This is a genomic window from Bacillus sp. FSL K6-0073, assembly GCF_038006085.1.
GTDB classification, from domain to species: domain Bacteria; phylum Bacillota; class Bacilli; order Bacillales; family Bacillaceae_G; genus Bacillus_A; species Bacillus_A cereus.
In genome coordinates, this window is the sequence record NZ_JBBOUN010000002.1 from 154,653 (window position 1) to 167,423 (window position 12,771).

A 12,771-nucleotide genomic window follows, 5' to 3' on the forward strand; every position below is an offset into this window, starting at 1 on the left:
ATCAGTCTATAACATTACGGATTTGCGTCATATGTTGTCCTCTTGCCGTATAGTTTAGACCTGTAATTTGTACACCCTTATTATCACCAATATGAATCATTTTCTGATCTCCTAAATAAATAGATACATGGTTAGGATTTTCATAGAAAATTAAATCTCCTGGTTGTGCACGACCGATATCTGGCACCTGTTTTCCTTGTCCAATTTGAGCACCTGTCCAATCTCCTAGCTGGACACCTATACTGGTTTTAAACACATACTGTGTAAATCCAGAACAATCTGCACTACCTGCAGCTGGATTTCTAGCACCGGATACATAGCTCACTTTCCCTTGCCCAAGCCATTTTTTTGCTTCTTCTATTACCTTTTGTCGTTTAGCATTTGTCATTGTAGGAGCACCACCTGATGATAACCCTGGATCATCATTTTTCTTAAAGAATTTCATTGGATCCGTTGGCTGGTCATTAATACGAATTTGAAAATCTAAATGGACAGCGTATCCAAACATATTAAGAACACCACCAACATAGTTAGACCCCCCCATTTCCCCAATAATCTGTCCTTTTGTTACCATAGTTCCTGGTGCAACTAGGATTTTACTTAAATGTAAGTAACGGGATACAATGCCATTTCCATGGTCAACATAGACTCCTAAACCACCGTTGTTTACATTTCCTGTTTTATCCGTAACCATACCAGCTTCCATCGACCATACGGGGTCTCCTGGTTTTCCGGCGGTCATGGCCCCAATATCTACAGCATTATGCGGTTTGCTAGCATGAATTTCATCAAATGTACCTGTAATACGCCCTGATTTCGTTGGCCATTTCCAACCTTTATCAGAAATCCATTCACCAGATACATCCGCCACGCAGCCTAAATCTTTGTAATATTTCAAAACTTTAGAAACGTACGTGTAGAGTAAGCACCCAGCGCCTTTCCACGTTTCTGTGATAGGTTTCCAAATGCTCCTCTCCGAACCGGACTTACATGTCTCCATGTATCCGGCTCTCCATCTGTCATCTGCATTTTTATATCTCGCCTTTGTGTCTTTTTAAATGACACTCCTTACAAAGAGCGATTGTTTTACGATTTCTCGCTATCATTTGTTGTTCGAGATATGATTTATTCGACTTTGCCCGAAGATTTTTCAACCTTTTAACGTGATGCATGTGTATGGTTGTATTGCTTCGTCCACATGATTCGCACGTTTCTGCTTTTATTCGGTCTGAGAGCCTTGTTGTACTCATTGTGTATCTAGTATTTTGCACAACATCTGTTTGCTCTTTAGAAATTCCGTTTATTCTCGGAAAATTGCGCTCGATAAAGTGGATTTGTTTTATTCCTCTTTTTGTTTCATATTCCACTGTAAAGCGTCCATTTTTCATGTACTTTTTCCGAATATGTTTGGTACGCTTTCTATATTTCGTAGCGAATGTTTTCAACATCGAATAAAACATGAAGTAAGTGAACCTATGCATATGATTACTCACGTTCTCGGCTAGTCGATAATAGTTATACAATCCACGTATTTCACTGTTATACTGGGAAACAATCTCTAAGTCTTCATTTCGTTGAAAGTAATTTCTTGGTTTAGGCTTCCAAGTGCCGTTGGCACTCATTTGGATGGCTTGGTACTTTTGTAACTTATTTACCCATGCTTTATGTGGCATTTTTAATTGGACTTTGCCATTTAACAATCTTATTTTTCTACCTAATTTATCCGTACGAATTGCTTGGCTTTTGAATATCTTGATTTCATATCCAAGAAACTGGGCTTGTTTATTTGATGCATTTGTTATTAACGTTTTTTCCATGGACAGTTCCAATTTCAACTTATCTTTGAGAAATTTTGCTATTTCTTCTTTTACATGTTGGGCATCCTTTTTTGAACCGATAATTCCTATCAAGAAGTCATCTGCATATCTTACATAGGTAAGTCTTCTATATTCATTGTCCATTTGATCGCTGTAAGGCATTTGTTTCAGCTTTTTCTTCAGTACCTTCACTTCTTCTTTCCAGTTTTCGATACTATCAGAATCATCATGTTCATTGGTATTATCAATTTTCTTCTCAAGCCTACGCATTTTACTTCGCACGTTTTCATATTCAGGATTTTTCTTTCGTCTCTTTCCCTGATTGAAGTTGTTCTTAAAACATTCCATATATACGTCCAATTCATTAAGGTAAATATTTGAGAGTATCGGACTGATAATACCACCCTGTGGAGCTCCACTATATGTGTTGTGAAACTTCCACTCGTCTAAATACCCCGCACGTAAGAACTTCCAAATGAGTTCTATGAAGTTTTCATCGGAGATTTTTCTTCGCAGAATCTCCACTAAAGTATGATGTTCAATGTTATCAAAGAAACCCCGAATATCTCCTTCTATGAACCATTTACTTCCTGTAAAAGTACGCTTTATTTCTAATAGAGCGCTATGACAACTTTTATTTTTCCGGTACGCGTGTGAAGAAGTGGAAAAATTCGGTTCATAGATTGCTTCTAAAATCATACGAATAACTTCTTGCACTAATTTGTCACAGAAGCTTGGTATTCCTAAGGGTCTTTTCTTACCATTTTTCTTCGGTATATAAACTCTTTTGGACGGATAGGGTTGATAACGCTTGTTTCTCAGCACTTCAATGAGCTGTTCTACTTCTTCCATAGAAAATCCATCAATAGACCTTTGGTCTACTCCCATAGTTAATGCGCCATCGTTTTTACTTAGATTATTGTATGCCAGTAAAAAGAAATCTGGATTGTAAAGATTTCGATAGAGTCTTGTATATTGATACTTTTTATCAAGACTCTTCTTTCGCAGATTGCTTAATACTACTTTTGGACATTGCATAGTGCCTTTCGCACCTCCCCAATTTGGTAATAAGCTAACAGACTGCCTTCCTTCGCCTTGTACTAGGCTTTCCCTAGCTCTGACTACTATGAAGGCTCCGTTGCCATATCAGATATTCATAAGCCATACTTCTTGACTGTTGGGTCTTGAAGTTATCCTTAATAGCCATTTGGGCGTTCTGACTTAGGCAATCCCCATTTAGTAGACAAGGAACTTGCACATACAATTTCGGATACGACGTTCACACGTTTCTTCCATATAGAAGCGGGCAACAGATGACCTTATTCATGTAGGATGACATTCACTATCCTCATGACATCTGTTAAATCTCGTTTGTAAGCATCTTCCGAGATTAGTTACGGTAGCCTCCCTTGTGCTATCGTTCAAGCAGTCTAGCTTTTATCCTTATTCGTATTTTATATCTCGCCGTTCAGTCGTGGCTTGATGCTTAACCAACTTACGGCTTTCTTGGCATGCTGTTGTCCCCCTTCAGTTTCCCTCCAAGGTAAACCAAGTGATACTAGGTCATTTAAGGTTAACCTAACGGCTTGCAATCACCGTTTTTCCTTGTCCCCTTATGGGCGCACGTAATCCCCATAGCACGCATTAACCTTTGTCCTGAAGTTATTCGGATCGGAGCAACCATCTGGATTTAAATGATTCTTACTTCTTGAGAATTCAATGGCTGTTTCTTCTGAATAGCCACCCTTTGCTAAAGCATAACTAATAAAACCTTCACCAAAATTGTAAGACTGCAAGGCGAGAGCAATGTCACCATTCGCTTTTCCTAGTACATCTTTAAATTCCCGTACACCTGCTTCTATAGAAATATTGGGATCTTTAATACACCCTACACGAGCATTTCCTTTTACACCTATACAAGATGAACTCATATCTCCATACTGCCCTTCCGATGCTTGCATTGGGTCATTTCCCGCTCCAGCTGACTCCTGCATCATTTGGGCCGCGAGAATACCAACATATTGAGCAACCCCATGTTTTTCCGCCATCTCTTTAATTTTAGGAAGGTAACCTGTTACCTTTTCATTGATATTGACAGGTTCTCCACCTGGACTCACAGCACCTACACACATACCACCAATATATCCACCAGTAGTAGGAGCAAGATGTCCATACATACCTTCTAACATCCCGGCTTCTAATATCTCACGCGCACGCTCTTTTTGACTTTTACTAAACTTTGCGAGTTCCATCGCTTTCTCTAGCCCATGAGAAGATGTTGTCACTTTTTTACTTCCACTCGCATTAATCTCATCTATTTTTTTCTTAAAATCTGTATCTCCTAATATCTTTTTTACATCTGGTCCGGAGTAACTTTCAGATTTTGTTTTTTGCATCTCCTTTTTCTTTTTTTCGCAAGGACCATTCGGTCCTGCCTCGCATACCTCTTTTTCTGTATATTCTTCATATTGGATATCCAAGAAATATGATATAGCATCATGCGGATCTTTACCAGTTAAATCATTATCATATCGCGCCATGTCAAAGGCGACAACCTCTTTCCAATCCACATTCAGAGCCATTGAGACTTCCATATATTTTTTTACTTGTTCCTCTGTCTTACCTTCATCATCGGTAAAAGGTACAAAAGAGACTAAAATCACACACACAGCAATAATTACTCCCATAATCAAAGCGGCAGGTACTCCAACCGCTGCCACAACAGCACCCACAATTTTTAATATACCTGCTTTTAGCATTTTGGCAGCAGCTTTCGCTGCCGCCTTTCCTGCTTTTCCTGCCAATTTTGCCATCTTCCCACGCGCTTGCATCCCTTTTTTCTTAATAAAGTGGGAAGCTACATCTTTTAAAGGATTACTTTTTTTCTGTTCATTTGGATCGTTAGGATTTTGACTCATAGACTTATCACACCATATTTTCCATTTTGAGAATTTCTTCCTCTTCGCTGTGCTAAGCGAGGGTTTGGCGCAAATGGAATCAGATTTTGTGGGTCATGTTCTGATAAATTTAAATGCGTCTCTGTACGGACTACTTCTTCCTGTGTTTGTGTTACTAAGATTTCTTCTCTTGGCTTAATACTACTGTCTTTCACTTCACAAGCTCTTTCTATCCTTTGGTTTGCTTGTAAACGCGTATCTCCTTTTCCGAATGGCGAAATACGTGACACTGTACCGTCTGTTGTTGTTGCAACCATGTAACTACGATCTCTTTCTACAACCATTTGTACATTCTTATAGCCACCTTGGTCTAAATCAGACATATAGAAGTGACCATTGTCTACTTTGTGATTGACCGTAAGTGGTGGTTCATTAAATACCGGTTTCTGTTGTAACGGTCTTTGATTTTGGTTTCCTACTAATTGATTTGGATTTACATTGATCGAGCGATTGATATTGATTTTTCCACCAGTTGAATCTTGTATATAAGCCGGAGATGCTTTCGCACCATTACGATACTGCGTTAATTGTCCATCTGAAATATTTAAGTCCTGATATACGACTTGTCCAGATCGTATACTGCTATCTCCACTACCATAACGAGATACAACTTGCGTCATACCACTAGCGTCTTTTGCTTCAATCCAAGATTTATTATTTGTCGTCACAAGACGTACGGCACCTTTTACAACCGATTGCGCGCCTGTATGATCTGGTGTTGTCGGTACCATCTGTTGAATTTCCTGAATCTCTTTTGCTTCTGTACGAACTGCACTGTTATACGGATTATGTTTACTTACCATACGTGCAGTTGCTTGATAAGCGCCCGCACCACCAATAACACCTGCAGCGTAACTTAAGCCTTTTGTCACATTATAGTGACGCTCTGCTGCATTCCCACCTAATGATGTATTAACAGCAGCAGTAGTCCCACTTATCACTCTTTGTACTGCATTCCCTCCGGATTGTTGTACAACACTCGCAGCACTAAAGTATGCATTTGATACCGTATCAATGCGATCCGCAAGCATAAGGTGTTTCGCACCTTCTATTACACTCATGCCAAGTTTTGTACTTTGCTGTGTCATACGTCCCACTGCAGAAGTTGGGATAGACATTTTACCAGCACTTTGTGCAATATTTGCTACACTTGTTGATGCATCTGCATAAGAACGTTCAATTTCCGCAACGGAAAGATCTCCTGCACGTGCTATACTCGCTTGGGTTTGTGTCGCTGCATATACAGCTTTATTAATTGCGCCACCCGTCGCAACACCATGTGAACGAACACCTTGAATCGCACTAGTAATTCCAGAACCTACTTGTTGGCTCACCGTTCTAAGACTTGCATGGCTTTGTAAACCTTTCGTTAATTGCGAAGTAAAGGCATCTTTACTAATATACGATTGATTATGTAGACTCTTACCACTCGTATCTTTTGCCTGTACGGGCATCGCTCCCGCTTGTACTGCCGCTTGTTGTGCGACTGCTTTAAATTCATTTCCTTTTTCATTCAGGTGCGACTGCCAAGCTTGCTCTTTTTGTGGTTGAGACATAGTTGGAGACAAGTTTTTCATAAAGCTTGCCTGTTGTTCTGCTGCATAGCCTTGTTTAAAGGATTCTGTAGAGGCTTGTATCAGGTTCCCAACATTACTTACTTGTTTTGCTTGCTGGCTTCCTGTTCCACTTGTCAAACCGTGCGTTTTCACACCGTTGACTGCCTTCTGAATGCCTGCCACACTAGATACACCCATAGCATTTAAACCAGGATCTTTTTGTAACTGTTGTGATAAATGAGAAGCGAAAGCTTCTTTATTCGCATAGTTTGTACCGTCTTTTTGCTGTACAATACCAGCTGATTCCGCCGCTTGTTGCGCATGATTTTGAAATCCTTGTACTTTTTGATCTAAATGCTTATTCCATGCTGCTTCTTTTTCTTGTTGCGGCATATCTGCCGGGAATTGTTTCATAAATCCAGCCTTATGGTCTGCACTATACGCTTTCTTAAATGCAGCAGTAGAAGCACCGACAAGGGCACCTACTTGTCCCATATTTTGATGGCCACTTTCTAACGTTTCTCCTTTTACATCCTCGACTGCTTTTCCGACTTTTCCTAATGCAAGTCGAGAAGCAAACGCATCTTTATTCACACAGGATTTATCAAACAGATTATTTCCTTGCTTATCCTTCGCATCAACTGGCATAGCTCCCGCTTTTGTTGCCGCCTGTTCTGCGTGGTTTCTAAATCCTTGTACTTTTGTGTTCAGATGGTCGCTCCAGTGTTTCTCTTTCTCTTCTGCTGACATATTTTCTGGTAACTGACTCATAAACGTATCTTTATGGTCTGCCTCATACCCCTTTTGGAATGCATTCGTTGCAGCGTTAACTAACTCTCTAGCATTTCCATATGGTGTAGCGGTTTTCTTCATATTTTGTAAATCTTGTTTCCGCTGATTTGAGAAACGAGACATCTGATTATTATTTGTTTTCGCTACTTTTTTAGCAATCTCTGCATCGGAAGCACTAGGGAATGCTTGTTTTAAGCGACTTGCAACTGCAGAATCGGGATTATCCGCTTTCCAATTTTCAAAATCTTTTGTAGCTAAATCCTGTGCAATATCTTCATCGGTTAGTTCTGGATAAGATTTGTCATTTAAATTTGAATACGTATCCGCACCCTTCTTTACACTCGAACCAATATGTTTTCCTAAGGCTACAGCCCCTTCGCCAACTGCAGCAGCAGATCTTCCAGTAACTGCACCAGTAAATCCGCCCGCTTTACTGCCAGCAAATGTCCCTATTGCCATTCCTTCTGGTCCAAGACCAGCTCCTGCTGTCATACCTGCAAGTCCACCAGCCGCTTTACCAATTGAACTTCCAATTTGACCAGCTTTTAACATACGAGCTGCACGAGATGTTGTACCAACATCTGTCCCTAAATTCGCTCCTAATGCATCTTTCGGGTTATCAGCATCTTCTTTTGTCTTTTCTTTATCCCCTTTATCATCAGGTTTTGCTTTTGAATTACGGTAGTCATCACGAACACCTTTAACGAGTCCAGCCACACTTGCTAAAGCACCCATACCCATCATCGTACCTGCTCTATGAATGCCACCTGATGCATTGGTACTAAGGCCAATAAAACTTTTTACAATCTCACCTATTGGGATAAACATAGCAAGTAAAATTAATTTGATTAACGGACTATTTGCTGCTCCAATTAAAGAAATAATGAGCCATAAGGTAATCGCATGAATTGCTTGTATGAACACCGCTCCTATAAATTCACGTATCCAATATAATGTCTGTTGTTTCTTTTGTGGAAATAGCCACATGCCTACCATTAACGGACCAATTAACATTAAAACGTATAGTGACACCGCTCGCATTAAGTAGTAAAAGTTTGCCCAGACGATGAGACCAGCTTCTATAAACAAACCAAATATAATAAACATATAGTCATTTTCATGACCTTTCAAACCCAGCTCAGTAATGGTAAGTCCAGCCCCACCAAATCCAGGTTGTAGAAATTTAGTACCCTTATCTGGATCAAAATTCCCCCCACTTGCTACATTAACAGCGTCTCTAAACTCTATTATTATCCAAGAATTGATTTCAAATATGAGTGTATAGAAGTAATCGAGGTGCCAAAGAAAAATTGAAATGATCATCAAATCCTTCGCATACTCTATTAATGCTGTTCTATTATTTGGATTAATAGCTGTTGCCGAATATTTTGCCGCCGTAATAACTACACTGACAAGGACACAAAAAGCAACAAGCTTGAACATGACAGGCATGCCTGTGTCTAATACTTTGGTTAGAGAATTACCTGAAAATAAGAAATCTAAGTTTGTCCCCTTTCCTTCTGTTCCCTCTCCTCCAAACACTAAAACTGGCAGCGGATCCAAAGTTGCATACACCGGACTAAGAAAAGCCTTTACTATAGCAATAATTAAGCCTCCGACCCACTCTACTATTTTCTCAAGCATAATTTCACCTTCCTTTTTAAGAGTACGCCATTATCCTGCGTAACCTTGTACTTTCTTCATATTGTTTAAAAGCTCTTGTAGTACCGCTTCATTTGATTCAATGAACATCATTTCTTTGTCAGATGGATCAGTTTGAATCCAAACCGAACTATCTCCGACACGGAAAATCCCTTCTCCTTTTCCAGGGTTGTTGAGAATAATATCAAGCTCCCCAGCAGTTAAGTTAAAGTTCTCCTGGATCTTTTTCTTATCAATTTTATTTTGTTCTAAGAAGAAATAAGAGAAAGTAGATTGCAAGATACCACGAGCTTTTACATTTTCTAAAATACGAACAAAGTCCTGACTTGCCCAACACATACCGGCATTTCTTTTACGTGAACGACGTGCTACTTTTTCCAAGAAGTTAACCGTTTGTTCATAGTCGATAAACTGCCACATCTCATCAACATATAATACTTTTCGCTTGATAGCGTGTTCTGGACTCTTAATCCAATGCTCCCAAATATAGTTCAAGATAACGTGGAAAGCGATTGGTTTTAAAAACCCCTCCTCTAAATGACTAATGTTAAAATTAACAACGCGTGATTCATTTAACTGTGTTTCCACACCACGACCAAAATGACTTTGTCCATCAAATAATGGTTTTGAACCATCGCGTAAGAATGGTCGAATCGCAGCAATTAACTCTTCTGCTTTTACATCGTCTCCATGATGTTCTACTATGACATCATAGATTTCTTTTAACTCTGGCTCTGGCTTTCTCACTTGAGACTGAATTAACTGTCCATCCACTTTCTTCACTTCATCTGTATATAAAGAGGAAGGATGTGAAGTAATACCATGTTTATCAAACACTTCACGGATTGCATCTTCTAGCATAGTACGTTGGAATACATTTAATCCTGGTTGATCAAAGTCTTGCCCGCGAATAATAATGTCAAAGAAACCTAGTATTTCATTGATTTTCTCTAAAATTGGTACAAATCTCACATACTTCATGCCATCACGCTCTACAAGTTCTTTCTTATCATATTGTTCAAGTGCTTCTAGCTCTTCATCTTTATCCGTAATCTGAAGTTCTGTTACAGCGATTGCACAAGGATTGATAATGATATTACTTTCAGGTGAAATATTTAAATTAATACCACCTAGACGTTTTGTAATTTTTACGAATTCTCCTTCTGGATCGATAATCATTGCATGCGTATCTGCAAGTGACGTTTCACGAGCTAATTTCATTTTTAAAAGTAAACTTTTTCCGGAACCTGAGATCCCTGTTACACCAATGTTATAGTTTGGCGGGCGATAATCTGCATTACCAAATGAATTTAAAAATTCTACTTGCCCAGTAATTTTATTCTTTCCTATTGGTATGCCACCATTAAATCTCCCCGATCCTGATACAAATGGTGCAAACGTACATAACGCACGTCTATCGATATTTCGATAGGTATCTTGCAGTGTATTTGGTGCACCTAATGGCATAGTAGCTTTCAAACCACTCTTCACACGGTTCCAAGTACTTGCTATCTTAAAGTGAGATGCTTGCATTTCATCTTCAATATACTCACATAAAACGTCCAATTCTTTCTTTGATTCTGCGTAAGCAACACCCATTGTACTCACCATATAGGAGTCGTTTTCATTGAACTGGATTTCATCCATTAAATTGTTTGTATCTTGAATTTTTGCATCTAAGTCTTTTTCTTGGTCAATGTTTCCTCGTGTACGTTGGAAAGAAAGATTGGAACGTAACATCGTCAGCTGCATATCTAATGATCGCATTGCTTTAGCTTTTGGTTCTTTATGAATATCGATCATGACATCCACTTCCCCAGCCGAAGTTAACATGTTGAGCCAATTGGTTTGCATCATACGCGGGTACCCATCACGTGGAATATAAAACGGACGAAAGAACGTATTACTTCCTAAAGATTGTTTAATGACCCCATAATCTTCTGCATCAATTTTCATTCCTTCTGGAGCAATAACATCAAACACTGTTGTTTGATTGTCTAATTGCGTCGGTATTTCCTCTTCTTCCAACTCTTCCTCCTCTAGCTCCAATTCGTCCCTCTCTTCTGCTTCTATTTTTTTCTTTTCCTTTTTCTTTTTTCCGAACAACTTCATGTTTACGCCACCCCGTTATTTGATTTTTCTGCCTTTTCTTCCGCTAGCACTTTCTTCATTAACTCTAGTTTTCTTTCATTCGTTTCCCCTGTTGAATAGAGGGAGAAATTCTCGTTTTCAATTAAGTCCTGGAAACGAGCTTTTATAGCTTTACGACGGTTAAATGCTACATATAAAAGTTCTATTAATTTATCTTTCGTTAACATTTCTACATTAATTTTTGCTTTCGATAGTAGATTTCGAGATGCATTATAACGACGATATAGTTCGTTAAATGCCTTATCTACAATCTTTTCTTCTAACTCGTCCTCTGTATCAGCCGTAATTGTACTAATATCAACCTTGTATGGATAAATTAAATAACGTTTTTGTTCATATCGAGGTTGCGAACGTTGCCAGTACTCTAAATTATCAATAACTTCTTGACCATATAGAACCGTCTCTGGTGTAAGGTCCTTCGCACCTTTCATCGTTTCTGTCATTTTTCGTACAGGATCTGTTAAATCTACAAACTTACTTTGAATATATACTTTCGTATTAAACTCTAATGTGGTTAACCATGATTCAATTTTGATATCAATCGCTTCTTGTTCCATATTGGAAAGTAAATAATAGTTAACTGGATGTGCTTCCGCAATCAGGACAAATGTGTCATCATGATACCGAATCATATGATTATCGATTTCCTTAATGTCTTCTACAAAATTACGAAAGAAGTCAACATTATCCTCATCAATTTCCGGTTCAGCAGACATATTTTTTTTATTTTTCTTTCCAGCTTTTTCAGTAGTGTGTTTCTCTACTCCACCTTGCTTTTTCCCTTTTTTCTTAGAACCAAACAGCGGTTTTCCATTCATTTTCCGATAAAAGAAAAATCCTACAATGGCTATCGCCGCAAAATATATCATTTCTAACATTTACAGATTCTCCTTTGCCCATGTAGTTGGCTCGTACCCTTTTCTCCACTTACCTTTTTCGGAGCGGCTACGCATTTTAATAATTAAATACTTATCTAGATACATGTGTTGTTTTTCTTTATATATAAACGCAAACGCTATTACACTTACTACCGTTGGTAGTGCTAAAATTAAGCAAATAAAAAATGCTACTACCGCATCAATAGGTGCAAATAACCGCCATAAGAATGGTACATATAAATAAAGGGATGCCCCGCCACCCAATAGATAAATCAATTGGCGTTTGCTCAGCACACCTAATAGTGTTTTTTGCTCCGAAGTCATATCAACAGGAACAGTTACTTTTCTCATTCTTTTTCCTCCCTTGTATAAGAGAAGCTCTCCCCAAATCGAGGAGAGCTTGTACAAACTCTTATGTTAGATTGTCGTAACCCAAGCAGCGATATCGTAAGCTTTGATCATGACAAAGCCTCCAATTGCTGCGCAGGCTAAACCAATCATAGCTTGTGTACGGTTTTCAGGATTCTTCCCTTGTGCACCAGATAGTTTAATAGCTGCAAATACAACGCAAGCTGCCACCCATATTCCCCCAAAACCAATTAAGGTTTTCACCAAAGTGTTCATGCTTTTTTGGACGGTTTCAGCATTGGCACCACTGCCACTACCACCAAGCCCCTTCGTAAAGCTACTTTTTGCCAGTAAGAAATCTCCTACTGATGTTGTCATAAGTTTTGCAGACAACCAATTCAACATAATTCCTGCACCTCCAGGTGTTTTTGCTCGCAAAACGCAAAAAGACCTCAATACACGCACACGTCCCCTAAGGACATGGCGCATATTGAGGTCTTCTCTTATATGCGAACTGATTAATTTTATATTTTCATTGTAAAATCTTATTACTTTTATATTATAGCAATACGTTTTTATAAAAACAAGTCCTTGTTTACACCTTTATTTA

The 12,771-nt window shown here is 38.8% G+C and carries 6 protein-coding genes and 2 pseudogenes; all 8 read right to left on the reverse strand.

What is annotated here, in order from left to right; genetic code table 11:
- Position 1: 1 nt before the first annotated feature.
- Positions 2-919, reverse strand: a pseudogene (locus MHB52_RS28820) (NlpC/P60 family protein); the annotation flags it as partial.
- 112 nt (positions 920-1,031) lie between these two features.
- Positions 1,032-2,855, reverse strand: a complete 1,824-nt coding sequence (locus tag MHB52_RS28825) for a reverse transcriptase domain-containing protein (protein WP_061663082.1) — start codon at positions 2,853-2,855, stop codon at positions 1,032-1,034.
- A 587-nt stretch (positions 2,856-3,442) separates the two neighbouring features.
- Positions 3,443-4,735: pseudogene (locus tag MHB52_RS28830) on the reverse strand (lysozyme family protein); the annotation flags it as partial.
- A complete protein-coding gene (locus MHB52_RS28835; protein ID WP_061662884.1) occupies positions 4,732-8,766 on the reverse strand; it encodes a hypothetical protein in 4,035 nt (1,344 codons plus the stop codon). The pseudogene MHB52_RS28830 and the gene MHB52_RS28835, both read right to left, overlap by 4 nt.
- A gap of 30 nt (positions 8,767-8,796) precedes the next feature.
- Positions 8,797-10,896 (reverse strand): VirB4 family type IV secretion system protein, encoded by a 2,100-nt coding sequence (locus MHB52_RS28840; RefSeq protein ID WP_061662885.1) that lies wholly within the window; start codon positions 10,894-10,896, stop codon positions 8,797-8,799.
- A 2-nt stretch (positions 10,897-10,898) separates the two neighbouring features.
- Complete coding sequence (locus MHB52_RS28845; protein WP_061662886.1) at positions 10,899-11,813, reverse strand: hypothetical protein; 915 nt, start codon at positions 11,811-11,813, stop codon at positions 10,899-10,901.
- Positions 11,814-12,164, reverse strand: coding sequence for a PrgI family protein (locus tag MHB52_RS28850; RefSeq protein WP_001233534.1), 351 nt, complete (start codon positions 12,162-12,164; stop codon positions 11,814-11,816).
- 66 nt (positions 12,165-12,230) lie between these two features.
- Positions 12,231-12,650 carry a hypothetical protein gene (locus MHB52_RS28855; RefSeq protein WP_016083212.1) on the reverse strand — a complete coding sequence of 140 codons (420 nt, stop codon included), beginning with the start codon at positions 12,648-12,650 and terminating at the stop codon, positions 12,231-12,233.
- Positions 12,651-12,771: the final 121 nt, after the last annotated feature.

Bases quoted from the DNA above. Each gene is read 5' to 3' on its own strand.
- MHB52_RS28825 (WP_061663082.1), bottom strand. From the start codon at position 2,855: ATGCAATGTCCAAAAGTAGTATTAAGCAATCTGCGAAAGAAGAGTCTT.
- MHB52_RS28835 (WP_061662884.1), bottom strand. From the start codon at position 8,766: ATGCTTGAGAAAATAGTAGAGTGGGTCGGAGGCTTAATTATTGCTATA.
- MHB52_RS28840 (WP_061662885.1), bottom strand. From the start codon at position 10,896: ATGAAGTTGTTCGGAAAAAAGAAAAAGGAAAAGAAAAAAATAGAAGCA.
- MHB52_RS28845 (WP_061662886.1), bottom strand. From the start codon at position 11,813: ATGTTAGAAATGATATATTTTGCGGCGATAGCCATTGTAGGATTTTTC.
- MHB52_RS28850 (WP_001233534.1), bottom strand. From the start codon at position 12,164: ATGAGAAAAGTAACTGTTCCTGTTGATATGACTTCGGAGCAAAAAACA.
- MHB52_RS28855 (WP_016083212.1), bottom strand. From the start codon at position 12,650: ATGCGCCATGTCCTTAGGGGACGTGTGCGTGTATTGAGGTCTTTTTGC.